Genomic DNA, 17,601 nt, shown 5'->3' with positions numbered 1-17,601 from the left:
CCCTCCCCGCAGGCGGGGAGGGGTTGGGGGTGGGGTTCTTTATCTTTACGCCCCTAGCACTTCAGGACTTACTACTAGTGACTGCTTCGTTTAAAACTAACTCTGGTTCTGGTGTCTCCTCTTCTTCTGGCAAACCGTAAATTGATCTATACAACTTCACGTACTGCTTGGCAGATTGATACCAACTAAAATCTTGACTCATGCCGCGTTTTTGTAGTTCTTGCCATTGCGGTTTGAAACGGAAGCCTTCCCAAGCCCGGATCATACAGGTAAAAAGGTCTAGCGGTTCATAGCGGTCAAAGCAATAACCAGTACCTGCGGCATTTTCGGGATCATGATGGGTTACGGTGTCAACTAATCCACCTGTGCGGCGAACAATCGGTACAGAACCATAACGCAAAGCCATCATTTGACTAATACCGCAAGGTTCAAAACGACTAGGCATTAAGAAGGCATCAGTACCAGCGTAGATCCGGCGAGACAGGGCATCGTTATATAGTAAGTAAGTTGCCATGCGTCCGGGAAAGCGGGATGCTAATTGCCACATCTGAGTTTCATAGTAGCGATCGCCTGTCCCTAACAGCACAAACTGTGCATCTGTATAAGAAAGGAAGCGATCGAGGATTTGTAATATCAAATCAATGCCTTTTTGTTCCACTAATCGGGTAACAATCCCAATTAAAAAGGCTTTGGAATTGACTTCTAACCCTATTTCTTGTTGCAAAGCAATTTTGTTGGCTTTGCGTTTTTCTAAAGTATCAGCAGTAAAAGTTTGAGCAATGTATTTGTCATTTTCTGGGTTATAAACCTCAGTATCAATACCGTTAATAATCCCAGATAATTTACCGCTAATGAAGGACAGCAAACCTTCTAATGTTTCGCCATAAGTTGGTGTCTTGATTTGCTCCGCATAAGTCGGCGAAACTGTATTTACCTTATCGGCAAATTGCACCGCCGCCGCCATTACATTGTGTCCTTGCATATACCAGGGACACCAAGTAATTTTCTCTAAATACCAACGCCACGGCCCTTGATAAGCCAGATTATGAATGGTAAATACTGTGCTGATATCAGGATCTTGGTGCATCCACACGGGAATCATCCCCGTATGCCAATCGTGACAGTGGATAATTTCTGGTTTCCAGTAATTCCAGGCAAACTCGGCTGCACCATTCGCAAACAAGGTGAACCGCCAGTCTTCACCTTCTCCAGAATAAATGTGGCGGGGTAGGAAGGCGGGATGTCCAAATAAGTACAAGGGAACATCAGTACCAGGCAGAATGCTTTCATAAACAGCAAATTCCTGGAACATGGCAGATCCTCGCCAGATGGGTTCTTTAGGAATTTCCATTTTGTCTGGCAGGAAGCCATAGTAAGGCAAGAATATCCGCACATCATGCCCCATTTCTCTCAAGAATTTGGGTAATGCCCCGACAACATCACCCATTCCTCCTACTTTGGCAATGGGTGCTGCCTCTGCTGCAACAAATAGAATCCGCATGGTAATTTTTGCTTCCCTGAGTCTATATTCTCAAACGATTTCGGATTTTAGATTGCCGATAGCGCCACAAAGAGCGAGTCCGCAAGCGTCTTTTAGATTGACTCTGCCCACAAGGGACGGGGCATCAACCAAAAAATTCTTTTAATCCAAAATCCAAAATCCAAAATTGCCGCACATTTTTAGTGCAACGGCGATCAATTCTTATCTAATCACATCGGCTTGCCTAATTGCTTAGGAACCGCGCTGAATCACCGCAAAAATTTCTGACAAAATTTCTTGCGCTCCCTGTTGTCGCAACAATTCTGCTAGTTCTATGCCTAATGCTTCCGCGTTGTTGGCAATTCCAGTGACGGTATCTTTTACGAACTTTTGACCATCTACACTGGCAACTATCCCTGTTAAGGTCAAATTTTCACCAGATATTTCTGTATTTACACCAATAGGTACTTGACATCCGCCCTCTAGAGAGCGTAGAAAAGATCGTTCGGCGAGACAGCGATCGCGCGTTTGGGGATGTTCGATCGCTTTGAGTAGAGATAGCAATTCACTATCATCAGCACGGCATTCTATCCCTAAAGCTCCTTGTCCAACGGCGTGGAGGGAGATTTCTTTAGGTAAAACTTGATGAATGCGCTCGCTCATTCCCAATCTTTCTAACCCTGCTGCTGCTAAAATTAGGGCATCGTATTCGCCTGCATCCAGTTTTGCTAACCGTGTAATCAAGTTTCCCCGGACATCTTTAAATGTAAAGTGGGGGAAGTGGTGGCGTAACTGTGCTAACCGCCGCAGCGAAGATGTACCAATTACCGCACCTTCTGGCAATGTATCGATTTGTTTATCTTTGTGCTTTTCATGCACAACTAATGCATCTGCTGGGTTTTCCCGTTCAGTAATTGCTGCTAATGTTAACCCTTCTGGTAAGTGAGTCGGCAGATCCTTGAGGGAATGAACCGCGAAGTCAATCTCCTGATTGAGCATTCCGACTTCAAGTTCTTTAGTAAAAAGTCCTTTATCGCCAATCTTAGCTAATGCAACATCCAAGATTTTATCGCCTTGGGTAGACATGGTATGGACTTCAAAAGTGATATCAGGAAAGCTTTTCTGGAGTTGCTCTTGTACCCAGTAGGTCTGAACCAGAGCAAGTTGGCTTTTGCGTGAACCAATCCGAATAGTGCGTGGGGGACTAGAAACTACTGAAGTCATAAAACAATATATCAAACGAGGCGATAAATTCACTCTCATCTAGACTACCGTAGTCAGGGACTCATAAGAATTTTGGGTTTTCGATTTGGGATTTTAGATTACAATTCTTTACCAAAAGCTGGTTTTAGGCGATGTCTACGATGGTCACTGAGCTTTGTCGAAGTGCGGGCTATTCGGCGTCGCAACTTGGGTAGCAAGTTGCTTCATCAACTCAATTTTCCCAGATTCCTATAGGCGGGGTGCGATCGGATCTAAGTCATAAGAAGAATTCAGCTTGTTCAAGATTAGCGATCGCGCGGATTTTCCCCGATGAATTGAGAGCTTAGGCATCACGTTTGGGAATTCTTCCAATAGAACACTCATCAAATCGTAGACAAAATTGCTGTATTCTCCGCGACAAAGTTGAGCTTTGAGTGAGCATTGGAAAATTTCCATTTTTCAGTCCACTCAACTTGCTTATGATATACATTGTAATTACACTGTAAGTATGAGCGAGTTGAGATTTGAGTGGGATGAGCGAAAGGCTAGGTCTAATGAGCAAAAGCACGGTGTATCATTCAATGAAGCAGAAACCGTCTTCTATGACGAGAATGCCCGCTTACTCTACGACCCTGAGCATTCTTTAGAAGAGGATCGTTACATAATCTTGGGAATGAGTGATTCACTACGCTTGTTGCTGGTGTGTCATCTGTATCAGGAAAGTGAGGAGGTTATCCGCATCATCTCGGCTCGTAAAGCTACTAAGCGAGAGCATCAACAATATCAGAGTTTTTTCTCATGAAAGAAGAGTATGATTTTTCTCAATCTGTCAAGAATCCGTATATTAAAAAGCTTAAGAAGCAAGTGACAATTCGACTTGAGGAGGATGTCGTAGATTACTTCAAAGTTCTTGCTGAAGAAACTGGTATTTCCTATCAGAGCCTGATCAACCTTTATTTACAGGATTGTGTAAAGTCGCAGCGCAAACCCTCGTTGGAGTGGGTGAGCAACGCTTAACAAATTGGATTCCTATAGAGGCGATCGCCTTGTTGTATCCAGCCAGTGCCGAACGTTGATAAACTCGATCTAGTACTTTCGGAGTGGCAGAAGTCATGAGTGTTGCAAAATCTGCATTCCTAAGCTTAGAGGAGTTTCTGAAGTTACCAGAAACAAAGCCTGCAAGTATTTATATTGATGGTGAGATTATCCAGAAACCAATGCCGAAAACCCGCCACTCCCGACTTCAAGCTAAGTTGATTAATGGGATTAATGAAGTCACAGAGAAAAGGCAAATCGCTTATGCTTTTCCAGAGTTGCGTTGTACTTTTGGTGGTCGTTCAATTGTTCCAGATGTGGCGGTTATTCGTTGGCAACAAATTGAGTTTGACCATAACGGAGAACCTGTAGATGATGTGCTAATTGCTCCGAACTGGACAATTGAAATTATTTCTCCAAATCAGAGTTCCAATCGAGTTACAAGCAATATTTTACATTGCCTAAAATATGGTTGTCAGTTGGGATGGTTAATTGATCCTGATGACCGCTCAGTTCTTGTATTCAAACCACATCAACAACCAGAATTTTGTCATAGAGAAGATAGTTTGACTGTTCTAGATGGTGTTGATTTAGAGTTGACAGTTGAACAGATATTTGGCTGGTTAAAGATGAAAGCAGAGTGAGCAAGCCGCTCTATTAAACTTACGAGTGTGATGCGTAAAGCCCCCGGAATAAACCGGGGGATATAAGCGAACGGCTGAATTTATTCAGCCATGATGAGGGTCATTGATATACTCCAAAACTCTTTGAGTACTAATTTTACCAGTCGTGTCAAACATATAAGAGTGCGTCCAAAGAGAAGGTAGTCTCATTAGTTCTGGGAACTCTTGTCTTAAATATCTTGATGAGCGACCTTTGAAAGCCTTGACCACCTGAGCGATTGAATGATGCGGGTCGTACTCCACTAATAGATGTATATGATCTGGTGCAATTTCTAAAGCCTTAATCACCCACTTCTTATCGTTGGCAACAGACTGAAGAATTTGAATACAACGAAGCTTCAAATCCTCCTTGTTGGCAAATACTCTCCTACGTCTACATGGTATCCAGACCAAGTGAACAGTTGCTAACCCTAAGCAGTGATTGTAATGATTATATACAGATTTCATGTAGATGACTATTGATTGTCTACATAGATAATGGTACTATAAGACGGTAAAACCATTTTATTTTAGTGATGCAAGTACGCTGGAACTACAAACTACAACCAAACATTGGGCAGAATGCTCTGATGAGTGAGTGGCTTGTAAAGAAAGCGGAAACATCGGAATTATTGTTTGGCAGAACGTCGTCGGGGTTTTGAATCAAACAACCAGCATTCAGATCAGCCCGTAATGTACAGTTATGGTGCGTTCTGCGATATTCAAAGTCATATTGAGTACGGTTCATTCTGTCCCCTGACAAGTCCTGTAGTTAAGCATGGGGTGATGTCATCTAATACGTTAACCAAACAGGATGGAAAGTGGTTAACTGTTAGCGGCGTTCAGTCTGCCAGAACAACAGAACTGAGAAGTGAAAACTCAAATTATTCAAGAATTTATTCAGGGGTATTGCAAGGGAACCTAGCCAAATTAGATGCTGCAAATCTTGGATTCTTCCAGCACAAGCGAGGTTTCCCAGCCTTTCGTAAAGCCTCAAACTTTAATAGTTTTCAGTACAAACCGGGAGCCGCAAAGTTAACAGTCAGCCGCACATCTAAGAAAAAGCGTTGTTATTCTCATGTCTATCTCCCCGGTATAGGGGATATGCGATATTTGGATAGTCGAACTATCCCCCCTGATACTGATATCAGAACTATTACGGTGATGAGAGAGGCAGACGGGTGGTACATGAGCGTGTTGCTAAATCTACCAGAATCCCTGCCAGAAGTTACGCCGATTGCTGATATTGCAACTGGGGTTGGCGTTGATATGGGGATTAACAAACTCATTGCACTATCTGACGGCTCTTTTGTTGAAAATCCCAGATTTGCGACAAATAAGAAAACTCGCCGTCAGCTACGAATTAGGCAACGGCGAGTTAATCGTAAAATCAAAGGTTCCAACAATCGGAGAAAAGCTGGAATTGAGGTTGCAAAACTTCATAAAAAGATTGCAGATAAACGTAATGATTATCAGTGGAAAGCAGCAAATATTGTAGTTAATACAGCTGATGCAGTTGTTAGAGAAGACTTAAATATTGCGGCGATGAAATTACGCTGCAAGCCACGCCGCATTAAAGGTCGATTTATGCCCAATGGTCAATCGGCAAAGCGTGGATTAAACCGATCTATCTCTGATGCTAGTTGGGGCGACACATTTTCTAAAATTGATTGGTTGGCAGCAAAATCTGGCAAGCCAGTCCTTGCAGTTAATCCAAGGCACACGTCCCAAGAATGTTCAGCTTGCCATCATGTCAGCAAATTGAATCGAGATGGTGAGAAATTTGTGTGCCAGGAGTGTGGGCATATTGACCATGCTGATACTCAAGCAAGTCGAACAACTTTGCGTAGAGCTAATTTGATATTCGTCAGCAACAGACGTAAAAAGCCGACGCACCAATCGTTAGTGCCTACTCCTGGACTGGGAGAAAGTAACGCCCTTTTATGCAACGATGCCGCCAGTAATGGCAAACGGCATCAGGCGGGGAACCGGATATCTAAGGCATTGCCTGAAAACCGGATATTGGCCGAGCAATTGTGTTTGCAATTATTCGATTAAGAATCCCCGTCTCTTTAGAGCGGGGAGTGTCAATTCTCTAATATATCTCCAAATATAGTCACTTCTTGATTTTCCATAGATTGTACCAATGAAGATACAATCTATTCTCTACCAATTTCGTAAGACTTGTCTAGTTCTGGGTAGAAATTATCTCACAGTTTCTATCCCTTAAAATAATTCGTAATTCGTAATTCGTAATTCCTAATTAACTTTTGTGACGAAGAGAAGTTTGTGGGGACGGTTTCCGACTCGCATTACTTCGGGGGATTTCACCCTGACACAAAACGTGCTGCCTGTCTTGCTGGGGAATTAAACCCCCAAACTTCGTTAATACCACTGCAAAAGAAGCTTATATTAGTCCGCAACTTGTCCAACAGTTGATAACCTTTGATAAACTTTAACAAAATCACTGTTAAAAAATCTAAAAATTTTAGATAAATGTAGTTTTTTAGATATTTGCAAAGTGTCGGGGAGTCTAGTAGATGAAGATATTGGTACTGAGTTGGGAGTTTCCACCAAGGATTGTTGGGGGAATTGCACGGCATGTAGCGGAGTTATACCCGGAACTGGTAAAGCTAGGGCATGAAGTCCACCTGATTACGGCGGAGTTTGGTCAGGCATCGATGTATGAAGTAGTTGAAGGAGTAAAGGTGCATCGGGTGCCAGTCGGACATAGTAACGACTTTTTCCACTGGGTAGTCAATCTCAACCTGAGTATGGGAGATCATGGTGGTAAGTTGATTTTAGAGGAAGGGTCTTTTGATTTAATTCATGCCCATGATTGGTTAGTCGGAGATGCCGCGATCGCTCTCAAGCATAATTTTAAAATACCACTAATTGCCACAATTCACGCCACAGAATACGGGCGCTACAACGGTATTCACACAGACATTCAAGGCTATATAAATGGCAAAGAAATCTTGCTGGCTTACAACGCTTGGCGGATTATCGTTTGTAGCGACTATATGCGCCAAGAAGTAGAACGAGCGCTACACAGTCCTTGGAACAAAATCGATGTCATTTATAACGGTATCCGAGCCGAAAAGAAACAGCATCACGTAGATTTTCATGCTCAGGATTTTCGCCGCCAATTTGCCACAGACGACGAGAAAATCGTTTACTACCTCGGTCGCATGACCTACGAAAAGGGTATACCTGTATTACTCAATGCCGCACCCAAAATACTTTCTCAAATGGGAGGTAAGGTTAAATTTGTAATCGTTGGTGGCGGCAATACTGACCATCTCAAGCGCCAAGCCTGGAATTTGGGAATTTGGCATCATTGCTATTTTACAGGTTTTGTTTCCGATGAATACTTAGATAAATTCCAAACTGTCGCTGACTGTGCCGTTTTTCCTAGTTTTTACGAACCCTTTGGAATTGTGGCTTTAGAAAGCTTTGCTTCTCGTGTTCCTGTGGTAGTTTCTGATACTGGTGGTTTTCCTGAAGTGGTGCAACATACCAAAACAGGCATTGTGACTTGGGTGAACAATCCCGATTCTTTAGCTTGGGGAATTTTGGAAGTGTTGAAAAATCCAGGTTATCGGCAATGGCTGGTGGATAATGCTTATGAGGATTTAGAGCGGCGCTTTAGCTGGCCGAAATTAGCCAAGCACACTGAACAAGTTTATCAGCGAGTTGTCCAAGAGCGATCGCAAATTCCCTGGTGAGAGGCCACGGGCGAGGTAGTCTCTTTGAGATTAGCTTAGGCGATCGCCTGATGTTCATAAATAACATCCTCTAAGTCTGATACCATTTTCTGTAATTTCCTGCTTACTGAAAAAATCAGTCGAATAGAAATTAAGTACTTAGATAAGGAAAAGTGAAATGGGACTTAGCGACGGACTTTTGAACCCGACCAAAAAGGCTATGGTCATAGATGACTGTTGCAACATGATAGAAGGACAGCTTGCATCCAAGTCAGGTATGAGCGGCATCGCTTTAAAAACTGCCTTCGCCGCCCTGAAAGGGGTCAAGCCAGGGTATATCCCCTACGTGGTTGAGCAGATATTGCCGCAGTGCTTCACAGCACTTGATCCCATCTGGAGTCAAGGCGTAGAGAAAGGCGATCCAATTGAACACCTGAGTGCGAATCGCACTCATACGGCAGACGCGCTACTGGGTGTCACCGATGCGAGAGTCAAGAACGCAAAGCGCCAAATCGTCCGAGGAACCTATGAAAAACTTCGCGGTTCCGCTAAAAAGCACGTAGAAGAAGCAGTTCCAGAGTTAGCAAAAGTAATCGATAATTACACTAAGGTCTGAACCAGAAGGGAAAAATTATATTGAAGAAGAATGCAGAATCCAGAATTCAGCAATCTTTCAGTCGGGGATTGGGACCCGCACTTCGACCCTTCGGCGCAGGCTCAGGGCAGGCAAGCTCAGTGACCACCACTGAATTGTTGCACCACCAAATCGTAAATTTGGTGTGGGTGCAAAAACGCCGGTTATTCATCCGCTTTTTCGGTCAAAATTCCTTCTGAATTCTGACTCCTGACTCCTGAATTCTGTTCGATAAACGTATGCCGCCGTTCGATGCGTCGGTGGCTGGCATACGGGGCAGATATTATATCGTGTCCGGTTAAAGACTTATTTATCAATTTAATTTCCTGATATATACCGAGTAAGCTTGAAACAAAAAATAATCAGAAACTATCTGAATTATTGTTTTAATCGGCTTACACCTGATGAAAAAAGTTACCGTTTATCGATACCGTACTTATGGACTAATTGGGTTAATATCTTTAACCGTCGTATTAAGTACAAGTACATCCGCTCTAACACAGTTAGCAGGCGATTCCCCAATTGAGCAAACTCCTATCCCTGCTTCTAACTTAATCTGGCCGACTCAAGGGTTTATCTCTCAAGGCTTCCGCAAATATCAACATGAAGGAATTGATATTGCAGGGGCAGCTGGAACTCCGATTGTTGCTGCTGCATCCGGCATAGTTGTAAAAGCAGGTTGGGATGATTGGGGATTAGGCAATGCCATAACTATTAAACATCTCGACGGTAGCCTTACTGTTTATGGTCACAATCGCCGTTTGTTGGTGAGCAAAGGTCAACAGGTCATTCAAGGTCAAATTATTGCCGAGATGGGATCTACAGGCAATAGTACAGCCCCTCATCTGCATTTTGAAGTTCATCCAAATGGTCTAATAGCAGTTGACCCCCTTCGTCTGTTGACATCCTTAACTGCAAGTGTTGGTTCTGGTTCTACAGTTCAGCAAGTGGATAACCCGAACCGCCCAGTCTCGCCACCTCCAGTAGCACAGCAAGTTTCACTTTCACAGCCAATTCCCATAGATTTTGCACCTGTTAACACTGATATTAAATGCAATGGAGTTACCATCATTGAGGGTGAGACTGCAAGTATTCGTGTAAAAGTCTGTGAAGAGAATGGTCAGTTATTTTATATTGGGCAGTTGAAGCAAGACCCAAGCAAGCCTATAAAAATAGCAGCTTTGAATATTGGTAAAGGCAGATATCGAGCAGATAATGGTAGTTTTTATTATTTAGTTAGCTCTAAAAAAGTGGAAGTTTGGCGAAATGGCAGTCAGATACGTTCTGACAGTTTTTATAGTTTAACGAAATTGCCATAAAGTCCCCAATTACAGCAGGAGTTAGGAGTCAGTAATGAAAAAGGCATTTTATCTGGTTTGTAGACCAAAACACTGGATTTCACTAATTAGCAATCCCCTATATTTATGCATTTTATCGCTTATTTCAATCTTGAATAGGAATTTTAGTTGATTACCGCAAATCAGGAATATATTCAAAAAACTGGACGTATACGGCAACGTGATAATCTAGTGGTTAATTTTACAGATTGCAAAGATAACTTACTTAAGTTACCCTAAATCATTAGCACCGTCCCCCACAGTGATAATAGTGTTTCCCATTAGGGAAGCTTCGCTATTAAGGATTTGAAATCGGAAGTTCTACCCTATTTATCAAGTCAGACTACCAATGCAAACCAACAAGAAATCAAATCCAAGCGATTCACCGCAAGTATCGTGTCAAACACATCGTCAAAACATTCTGCCCACTGCCCCATTACCAGAATCTATTAGTAAAAATATTGAGACAATAATCGCATTGCACAAACGTCACGAAAAAGACATACCACAACACCAGAGGGTTGTAGAAACGGTAACTGGCTTTTTTGGTCGTCCTGCATTCCTATATAGCATCTTGCTTGGGATTATTCTGTGGGTAACACCCAATATTTTGCCACGACGTTTAGCCATACCAAGATTTGATCCTGTTCCATTTCCTTGGTTACAATTTTCACTGACTGCGGGTTCATTGTTGGTGACAACAGGGGTGTTGATTAAACAAGAGCGACAAGAAAAGTTAGCAGAGCAACGGGCGCAGCTTAGTCTTCAACTCAACCTGCTCTCTGAGCAGAAAATCGCTAAACTCATCGGTTTGGTTGAGGAATTACGCCATGATATTCCTAATGTCAAAAATCGCTCTGATCCGGAGGCTGAAATGATGAAGTCCCCTACTGACCCGCACGCAATTATAGATATATTAGAAGAGACTTTGGCAACCGAGTTAGCAAGTTTCTCGAACCAAAAAACATCAATTGAAGAATAATAAAGCAAGCGTAGTCAAAGAAGAAGTACTGAAAGAAGCAACTTCTTGCTCGCACCTGCTACTGATTCCAATTAACCAGTTCCCCATCCACGATCGCAATCCCCCACTGTGGAAACTTTACTTCTCTGTTTCTTGACAACTATCACCGAAGCTCAGTCATCAGTCACCCCTTCACCAACACCAACCCATTCGCGCACTTGGCAAAAAAACTAGTCTGATTACTTAAAATTTTTCCTTAGCAGCTAACATCTGTAAAATCTTTTCTACATGATCCAACTCTCCAACGATTCGCCGAATTGGGTGAGGCCAAACTTTGACAAGGGTAGGAGTTGCAGAAACCTGATTGAGTTCTGCTTGTTCTGGATGAGTTAAAACATCAATCACTTTCAGAGTATAAGGATGTCCGAGCGATCGCTCTAACAATTCATGTAGATTCTGAAGGATGCGTTCAGTAGTACTGCTATGTCCTGCAACAAACAAGCGCAGAACATAACCTTGTGCGATCGCTTCCTTTTTTTGTACTATTACTGGTTGGTGGTATTTTGGCACAGGTTCAGAAAGGTCTAGACGGACAATTAAATCGTGATCCTCCCAAAGCTGCGGGAATGACGAACGATAAGTTGTTAACACCATGCGATCGCACAAACCTTCCTGCCAGGGAGCTGCTTGCCATACTAACTCCCCTGTGCCAAAAATGGAATTAAGCAAAGTTTGATGTCTAATTACAGCCGGATAAGCTTCAGCAAAAGTTCGCACTTGTTGAGTGCGCGGATCTAACCAGTGGTCAATAGTCGCAGTATAACAAGGCACTAAAAAGTGCGGCGGCTCTGGCAAATCTAGGATTTCTTGCAAAGCCGAGCATAAATGCAAGTGCCATCGACCTTGCTTGCTAGGATCGATGCAATAAATTAAATCCCCTCCAGGTGTAAATAGCGCAATGCCTTTAAACAACTGGGGTGTAGATAGTTTGTTTGTCGTCAAGTTATTCACAGAGGCTAGGAAGCTAAAAGTAAAAAATTCTCTCTTTTACCTTTTACCTTAGCTATAACCGCAACCAGGATCAGCGAGAAAATTGGGAACCCATTAAAATAATTCGTAATTCGTAATTCGTAATTAAGTTTTGTAATGAGGATTTTACCCCAACACAAAACTTACCGGTTATAGAACCGGGGGACTTAAACCCACGGAACTAGTTAAAATTGGCGTAAATCTCGTTATAAAGACTGCAAGGAAATACTCTTGCGAAGAAGAATTCCAAACCGCTCCTACATCGCTAACACTTCTCTACCCTGACTTTTCACGTTATGTGGAAAACCCCACGAAAAACCTAACCCCCTAACCTTCCCATCGCGGGAAGGAGGGGGAAAATTCAAAGTCTCTCTCCTTTTAGGAGAGAGATTTAGAGAGAGGTTTTCTACATACCGTGAATAGTCAGTTCTCTAGCAGAAACGCAAGGGACACTATCGAGCGTCGATACGAGCTTCAGCCGTACTTCTACGGATAAACCACGCTACGCGCAGCATCTCCGACAGGAGAATCGATTGAAACTCCCACTCCCAATACGGTTCGGTTAAGGTGCATAGTCCTTAGAGATCCCCCTTAGTCCCCCTTAAAAAGGGGGAAATAGAGCCATTATTAGCCCCCCAATTTATCGGGGGGTTGGGGGGATCAACTCTTATCCGAACCGTATTGCTCCCACTCCTAACTCCTAACTTTAAATATTTGATTACCTATGACGAAAGATGAAGTCTTAGCGGCTAATGCAGCTTTTTATCGAGCTTTTGAAAGAAAAGATATTGAGACAATGAGTGCAGTATGGTCACAAGGAGCTGGTAGTTTTTGTATTCATCCTGGAAGTAATATACTGCGAGGTTGGAAGGAGATTCGCACTTCTTGGGAACAGATATTTAAAAATACCGCTTATATCGAAGTTAACACAGATATAATTGCTACAGAAGTAAGTGATAATATCGCCTACGTTGTGTTGAGAGAAAATGTGTTTCAAGTGGTAGGTGGGAGAAGACTTGAAGCACAATCAACAGCTACAAATATATTTCAGTTTCTTGGTGGCAAATGGTATTTAGTTCATCATCATGGTAGCCCAATTTTGCGGTAGATTAACTACTAACCAATGCCCAATGACTAACGACTAATCAAATCTTGAAACCGCTGATATTCTCGAATATTGTCAAAATCAGGATCAGTTTTTGCTATGTCTCGCCATTCAGGATTTAGATTGATAGCTTGTTGCAAATTCTCTATTGCCAAATCAATATTCCTTAGCAAACCATAACAGCAAGCTTTGTTGTACCAAGCATTGTTCTTATCGGGTTTAATTTTGATGGCTTGCTCGTAAGAGGCGATCGCTTCTTCTAATCTTGCCAAATTAACTAGCGCAATGCCCCGGTTGTACCAAGCATTGTGCTTATCGGGTTTAATTTTGAGAGCTTGGTCATAAGAGGCGATCGCTTCTTCTGATTTTCCCAAACTTACCAGCGCATCGTCCCGGTTGTTCCAAGGATAGTATTCGTCGGCTTTGATTTTGAGGGCTTGGTCACAAGAGGCGATCACTTCTTCTAATCTTCCCAAATTAAATAGTGCAAGGCTCCGGTTGTACCAAGCTTGGTGGTCGTCGGGTTTGATTTTGAGGGCTTGGTCATAAGAGGCGATCGCTTCTTCTAATCTTCCCAAATTAAATAGCGCAACACCCCGGTTGTACCAAGGTTCGTGGTCGTCGGGTTTGATTGGCACGATCATTGCTCCTTAATCGCAGTGTAGTTCTTCTTAGCATTTGGTATTAAGCCCTTAGCTTATAAAAATAACTGCTGATTCAGCCATGTTTTAGTATTGGTGTAGCGATCGTATAGCGTTTCCTAATCAGATAAGGTACATCATAGCCCCCTCCTCGCTTGCGGGGAGGGGGTTGGGGGTGGGGTTCAGTACCTACTCAACCAAGAAGCGCTATAGTTAAGTTTTTGACCTCTGAACTCGGAACTTTAACCTTTGAACTCCGAACTCCGACCTTTGAACTCCGAACTCCGACCTCTGAACTCGAAACTCCGACCTTTGAACTCGAAACTCCGACCTCTGAACTCGGAACTCCGACCTTTGAACTCGAAACTTGGTATTCAGAACTGGAAACTTGGTGTTCAGAACTCGGAACTTCGTGTTCAGAACTCGAAACCCAACCAGAAGCGCTATAGTTCAGCCTCCCAACTCCCAACTCCCAACTTCAAATGACAAATGACAAATGACTAATGACTAATGACTAATCAACTCCACTGCATCTCGTCCATCGCAATTTTGTAAGTAAACTTTGACAATTTCTTCTTTAGCAGTAGGCAACTGCTTGCCAATAAAATCTGGGTGAATTGGTAATTCTCGATGGCCTCTGTCTACCAACACAGCTAAACGAACCACTTCTGGTCTACCGTACTCGTTTACAGCATTCAAAGCAGCGCGAATAGTCCGTCCTTTGAAAATCACATCATCTACGAGTACAACCGTTTTCCCTGTCAGGTCAAAAGGAATGTTGGTTTTCGCTGGAGTTCGCAACCCAATTTGGTCGAGGTCATCTCGATAAAATGTAATATCCAAAGCACCCACCGAAACGGTTACACCTTCAAGCGTCTCAATCTGACGCGCCAACAATTCGGCTAATAATACACCCCTGGTATAAATACCGAGAAGCACTAATTGAGACAAATCACGCGTCCTTTCCACAATTTGAGAAGCAAGGCGAGTCAAGGTACGACGGATTTCTTCGGATGAGAGAATTTCAACTACTTTGGCAGACATAGCTATAGACTGATACCCCTGAATGATGAATGATATTAGAAATTGGGGGAGTGGGGAGTGGGGAGTGGGGAGTGGGGAGTGGGGAACATGAGAATCTTAATCACTTCCCTACTCCCTATTCCCTACTCCCTACTCCCTATTTTGGAAGTATTAAGAATATAGCGATCGCTATTCCTAACCATACCAAAAAACAATATCGAGTCAGCTGCAAAGCATTCTGAATAGAAGTTGCAGTAATGGGATAAATAGCATCTCCTAGCAGTGGTTTGTACTTCGCTACCCCGCGATACCAATTTATACCCCCCAGCTGCACACCCAAAAAAGCAGCATAAGCGCACTCACTCCAGCCAGAATTGGGACTAGGATCATTAATTGCATCCCGACGACAAATTCGCCAAACGTGCATCGGTTTACCCGATAACAGCGCCAAAGTCACAACTGTTAACCGACAAGGTAGCCAAGTCAAATAATCTTCCAAGCGCGCACAGAACCATCCGAAATAAGTATAGGGTGCTTCTCGGTAGCCCACCATTGAATCAAGGGTACTGCTGGCTTTATATGCTAAAGCCAAGGGAGTTGGCCCCACAACTGGCACAAATACACCAACAATTGCATAAAAAAGCGGAGCCATTACCCCATCAGTGGCATTTTCTGCAACCGTTTCTAAAACGGCTCGGAAAATTTCTGCTTGTGAGAGGTTTTGGGTATCTCGACCAACGTAATTACTTAAAATCTTCCGAGCATTTTCCAAATCTCCCACTATTAAAGGTTGTAAAACAGCCATTGCTGCTGTTCGCAAACTTCTGCCAGCAAAACAACTAGCCAAAAGAATACTTTCCATTGCAATTCCCAACAACGGATGAACCCATCTGGCAATTTGAATAACCCAGAAGCCAACAAGACCGCTACCAATTATTAAAATAATGCCTAGTAGAATTCCAGCTAGGCGTTGTGTTAGAGAATTTTGACACAATTGAAGAAAAAATTTGGTCAGGCGAGAAATTACCCACCCCATAACTTGTACTGGATGAGGCCAATCCCAAGGGTCGCCAATTAAATAATCTAAAAGTGCCGCAATTATTAAGATATAGATGCTATTAGTCATAAGTTACGAGTCAAGGGTCAAAAGTCAATGGTCAATAGCCCAAATATTGACCGTGCCAATTTTGGATTTTAAATTGCCGATTTTAGATTTTTTTTGGTTCATGCTGGCCTAACGTTCCGTTACGCGCTTTCACCCCTTGTGGGTGAAACAAATCCAAAATCCAAAATCCAAAATCCAAAATCGATTGACCATTGACTAAACCACAAAACTAGCTTCTTCCCCAAGAGAAGCTTGCCAACTACGAGCATCGTAATAAAGGTCTGCCAGAGTAATACTGTACAAAGCTTCTTTGAGCTTTTGGTTGAGTCTCTGCCAAAGGCTAAATGTTACCCAATCTTCAGCTTGTGCAGGTGCTGGGGTGTGATGGGGTAAATGGCTAGTCTCGCCAACTGCTTCTAAAATTTGTCCTATAGATATTTGTGCAGGCTCTCTTGCCAATTGGTATCCGCCGATGCTACCACGAATTGATTTCACTAAAGACGCACGACGCATTTCTATTAGTAGTTTTTCGAGGTAAGGAGCTGGGATATCTTGGCGTTTGGCGATCGCTCTCACAGATACAGGGCCATATCTTGGCTGTAAACTTAAATCTAGCAACGCCTTTACACTATAGTGTCCTCTGGTAGTTAGTTTCATTTTGGCAAGCTTTGTTGTTTGTCCTTTGTCCTCTGTCCTTTGTAAATAACCAATGATTAATGACCAATGACTAAGGATCAGTTTTGCTTATCATTCCGTGACTCAGTTATCATCCTCAGCAACGAGACAACCTTTTGAGCGTTAGTTTAGAAAACTTAAAACTTGTTATAGTCTAGCAGTGATTCACAAACTATATATATAGTTATCAGCATTGCCAGCATTCTCTAAAATAGATTGTGTTGGAAATATTGTTAATCACATAACAATTGTGCCGATGAGTGTAATATACTTGGCTAGGTTGAGATAAAAACTAAAGGATTATGTTCCTATTAGCTCAACCTCAGCTAAAATAAAATCGATTCCAACACTTCAAACATTCGTTTTCGACCTAAGTTGATGCCTAAACTGAAAAAAATTGAACCCCTACTCGGTGATGAACTGCTCAAAAAAGTCAAAGAGCTAGAGAGTGAGAGCAAAGAAGACAAAGCCAAAAAGTGCGGCTACTATACCATTACCAAAAACGGTATAGAGCGCGTCAATATGATGAAGTTCTTAAATGCCCTAATTGATGCCGAAGGCATTCAGTTGGACAGTACACCCAGCGCTAATGGGCGTGGTGGTCGTAGTGCTAGCTATAGAATTAGTGTGCAATCGAATGGTAACTTACTTATAGGTTCAGCTTATACAAAACAGATGAATCTGAAACCAGGAGATGAGTTTCTGATCACTTTAGGCAAAAAGCACATTCGTCTGAGACAGGTAGATCCAGAAGATCGGGAAGATGATGAAGCCATAGAAGCCACGGCTTAATAAATGGCCATTAGTCAATTGTCATTTGTCCTTTGTGAAAACCAATGACTATAAATGGTCATTAGTCAATTGTCATTTGTCCTTTGTCCTTTGTGAAAACCAATGACTATAAATGGTCATTAGTCAATTGTCATTTGTCCTTTGTGAAAACCAATGACTATAAATGGTCATTAGTCAATTGTCATTTGTCCTTTGTCCTTTGTGAAAACCAA

The 17,601-nt window shown here is 42.6% G+C and carries 22 protein-coding genes and 1 pseudogene; 12 read left to right on the top strand and 11 right to left on the bottom strand.

The genetic code is table 11. The features are described 5' to 3' along the window. Positions 1 to 61: 61 nt before the first annotated feature. The 3 genes from glgA to V7K27_RS18475 form a co-directional block, all read right to left on the bottom strand. Complete coding sequence (gene glgA / locus V7K27_RS18485) at positions 62 to 1,501, bottom strand: glycogen synthase GlgA (protein WP_334949545.1); 1,440 nt, start codon at positions 1,499 to 1,501, stop codon at positions 62 to 64. A gap of 231 nt (positions 1,502 to 1,732) precedes the next feature. After that, entirely contained in the window at positions 1,733 to 2,704 is a 972-nt protein-coding gene (gene hemC, locus V7K27_RS18480; protein WP_334949544.1) for a hydroxymethylbilane synthase, read from the bottom strand. Between the two features lie 228 nt (positions 2,705 to 2,932). Beyond that, positions 2,933 to 3,139 carry a hypothetical protein gene (locus V7K27_RS18475; RefSeq protein WP_334949543.1) on the bottom strand — a complete coding sequence of 69 codons (207 nt, stop codon included), beginning with the start codon at positions 3,137 to 3,139 and terminating at the stop codon, positions 2,933 to 2,935. Between the two features lie 52 nt (positions 3,140 to 3,191). Here V7K27_RS18475 and V7K27_RS18470 point away from each other — a divergent pair, with 52 nt between their 5' ends. Together V7K27_RS18470 and V7K27_RS18465 are read left to right on the top strand one after the other, a co-directional pair. Continuing rightward, entirely contained in the window at positions 3,192 to 3,485 is a 294-nt protein-coding gene (locus V7K27_RS18470; protein WP_334949542.1) for a BrnT family toxin, read from the top strand. After that, the gene (locus V7K27_RS18465; protein ID WP_334785465.1) at positions 3,482 to 3,700 is read left to right on the top strand and encodes a CopG family antitoxin; all 219 of its coding nucleotides are present in this window, start codon (positions 3,482 to 3,484) and stop codon (positions 3,698 to 3,700) included. Before V7K27_RS18470 ends, V7K27_RS18465 begins: the two co-directional genes overlap by 4 nt. On the opposite strand, the gene V7K27_RS18460 is transcribed toward V7K27_RS18465, so the two are convergent. Further along, the gene (locus V7K27_RS18460) at positions 3,630 to 3,797 is read right to left on the bottom strand and encodes a hypothetical protein (protein ID WP_334949588.1); all 168 of its coding nucleotides are present in this window, start codon (positions 3,795 to 3,797) and stop codon (positions 3,630 to 3,632) included. The genes V7K27_RS18465 and V7K27_RS18460 overlap by 71 nt on opposite strands. On the opposite strand from V7K27_RS18460, the gene V7K27_RS18455 reads away from it, so the two are divergent. Continuing rightward, the gene (locus V7K27_RS18455) at positions 3,796 to 4,362 is read left to right on the top strand and encodes a Uma2 family endonuclease (protein WP_334949541.1); all 567 of its coding nucleotides are present in this window, start codon (positions 3,796 to 3,798) and stop codon (positions 4,360 to 4,362) included. The two genes, V7K27_RS18460 and V7K27_RS18455, sit on opposite strands and share 2 nt — an antisense overlap. 84 nt (positions 4,363 to 4,446) lie before the next feature. On the opposite strand, the gene tnpA is transcribed toward V7K27_RS18455, so the two are convergent. Next, entirely contained in the window at positions 4,447 to 4,848 is a 402-nt protein-coding gene (gene tnpA, locus V7K27_RS18450; protein ID WP_334949540.1) for an IS200/IS605 family transposase, read from the bottom strand. 156 nt (positions 4,849 to 5,004) lie between these two features. Between tnpA and V7K27_RS18445 the strand changes: the two are divergent. From V7K27_RS18445 to V7K27_RS18435, 3 genes and pseudogenes are all read left to right on the top strand, one after another. Further along, positions 5,005 to 6,438: pseudogene (locus V7K27_RS18445) on the top strand (RNA-guided endonuclease InsQ/TnpB family protein); the annotation flags it as partial. Between the two features lie 482 nt (positions 6,439 to 6,920). Then, the gene (locus tag V7K27_RS18440) at positions 6,921 to 8,108 is read left to right on the top strand and encodes a glycosyltransferase family 4 protein (RefSeq protein ID WP_334949539.1); all 1,188 of its coding nucleotides are present in this window, start codon (positions 6,921 to 6,923) and stop codon (positions 8,106 to 8,108) included. A gap of 157 nt (positions 8,109 to 8,265) precedes the next feature. Further along, positions 8,266 to 8,703, top strand: coding sequence for a DUF6918 family protein (locus tag V7K27_RS18435; protein WP_334949538.1), 438 nt, complete (start codon positions 8,266 to 8,268; stop codon positions 8,701 to 8,703). A 182-nt stretch (positions 8,704 to 8,885) separates the two neighbouring features. Here the strand turns inward: V7K27_RS18435 and V7K27_RS18430 are convergent, their stop codons facing one another. Beyond that, positions 8,886 to 9,038 (bottom strand): hypothetical protein, encoded by a 153-nt coding sequence (locus V7K27_RS18430; protein WP_334949537.1) that lies wholly within the window; start codon positions 9,036 to 9,038, stop codon positions 8,886 to 8,888. An 87-nt stretch (positions 9,039 to 9,125) separates the two neighbouring features. Between V7K27_RS18430 and V7K27_RS18425 the strand changes: the two genes are divergently transcribed. The 3 genes from V7K27_RS18425 to V7K27_RS18415 all read left to right on the top strand — a co-directional run bounded on the left by V7K27_RS18425 (position 9,126) and on the right by V7K27_RS18415 (position 11,176). Further along, a complete protein-coding gene (locus tag V7K27_RS18425; RefSeq protein WP_334949536.1) occupies positions 9,126 to 10,040 on the top strand; it encodes a M23 family metallopeptidase in 915 nt (304 codons plus the stop codon). A gap of 367 nt (positions 10,041 to 10,407) precedes the next feature. Continuing rightward, entirely contained in the window at positions 10,408 to 11,040 is a 633-nt protein-coding gene (locus tag V7K27_RS18420; RefSeq protein WP_334949535.1) for a DUF1003 domain-containing protein, read from the top strand. Further along, on the top strand, positions 11,030 to 11,176 hold the full coding sequence (locus V7K27_RS18415; RefSeq protein ID WP_334949534.1) for a hypothetical protein: 147 nt from the start codon (positions 11,030 to 11,032) through the stop codon (positions 11,174 to 11,176). Before V7K27_RS18420 ends, V7K27_RS18415 begins: the two co-directional genes overlap by 11 nt. Positions 11,177 to 11,262: 86 nt before the next feature. Here the strand turns inward: V7K27_RS18415 and V7K27_RS18410 are convergent, their stop codons facing one another. Then, positions 11,263 to 12,030 carry a circadian clock KaiB family protein gene (locus V7K27_RS18410; protein ID WP_334949533.1) on the bottom strand — a complete coding sequence of 256 codons (768 nt, stop codon included), beginning with the start codon at positions 12,028 to 12,030 and terminating at the stop codon, positions 11,263 to 11,265. A 742-nt stretch (positions 12,031 to 12,772) separates the two neighbouring features. Here V7K27_RS18410 and V7K27_RS18405 point away from each other — a divergent pair. After that, the gene (locus V7K27_RS18405) at positions 12,773 to 13,156 is read left to right on the top strand and encodes a nuclear transport factor 2 family protein (RefSeq protein WP_334949532.1); all 384 of its coding nucleotides are present in this window, start codon (positions 12,773 to 12,775) and stop codon (positions 13,154 to 13,156) included. A gap of 26 nt (positions 13,157 to 13,182) precedes the next feature. Here the strand turns inward: V7K27_RS18405 and V7K27_RS18400 are convergent, their stop codons facing one another. After that, positions 13,183 to 13,791, bottom strand: coding sequence for a tetratricopeptide repeat protein (locus V7K27_RS18400; RefSeq protein ID WP_334949531.1), 609 nt, complete (start codon positions 13,789 to 13,791; stop codon positions 13,183 to 13,185). A 224-nt stretch (positions 13,792 to 14,015) separates the two neighbouring features. Between V7K27_RS18400 and V7K27_RS18395 the strand changes: the two genes are divergently transcribed. Then, positions 14,016 to 14,243, top strand: coding sequence for a hypothetical protein (locus tag V7K27_RS18395; RefSeq protein WP_334949530.1), 228 nt, complete (start codon positions 14,016 to 14,018; stop codon positions 14,241 to 14,243). A 58-nt stretch (positions 14,244 to 14,301) separates the two neighbouring features. On the opposite strand, the gene pyrR is transcribed toward V7K27_RS18395, so the two are convergent. The 3 genes from pyrR to V7K27_RS18380 all read right to left on the bottom strand — a co-directional run bounded on the left by pyrR (position 14,302) and on the right by V7K27_RS18380 (position 16,579). After that, positions 14,302 to 14,844: a bifunctional pyr operon transcriptional regulator/uracil phosphoribosyltransferase PyrR gene (gene pyrR / locus V7K27_RS18390; RefSeq protein ID WP_334949582.1), complete on the bottom strand. Its 543-nt coding sequence runs from the start codon at positions 14,842 to 14,844 to the stop codon at positions 14,302 to 14,304. A gap of 130 nt (positions 14,845 to 14,974) precedes the next feature. Continuing rightward, a complete protein-coding gene (cbiB, locus tag V7K27_RS18385; protein ID WP_334949529.1) occupies positions 14,975 to 15,943 on the bottom strand; it encodes an adenosylcobinamide-phosphate synthase CbiB in 969 nt (322 codons plus the stop codon). A 195-nt stretch (positions 15,944 to 16,138) separates the two neighbouring features. Further along, complete coding sequence (locus tag V7K27_RS18380; protein WP_334949528.1) at positions 16,139 to 16,579, bottom strand: Rrf2 family transcriptional regulator; 441 nt, start codon at positions 16,577 to 16,579, stop codon at positions 16,139 to 16,141. A gap of 396 nt (positions 16,580 to 16,975) precedes the next feature. Here V7K27_RS18380 and V7K27_RS18375 point away from each other — a divergent pair, with 396 nt between their 5' ends. Continuing rightward, entirely contained in the window at positions 16,976 to 17,389 is a 414-nt protein-coding gene (locus V7K27_RS18375) for an AbrB family transcriptional regulator (RefSeq protein ID WP_334943702.1), read from the top strand. The last annotated feature ends 212 nt before the right edge of the window (positions 17,390 to 17,601 follow it).

The sequence above is a fragment of the Nostoc sp. genome (genome assembly GCF_036919575.1).
Lineage (GTDB): Bacteria > Cyanobacteriota > Cyanobacteriia > Cyanobacteriales > Nostocaceae > Nostoc.
Note: the sequence above shows the minus strand (reverse complement) of the source record. Positions and strands in the feature narration are given on the sequence as shown.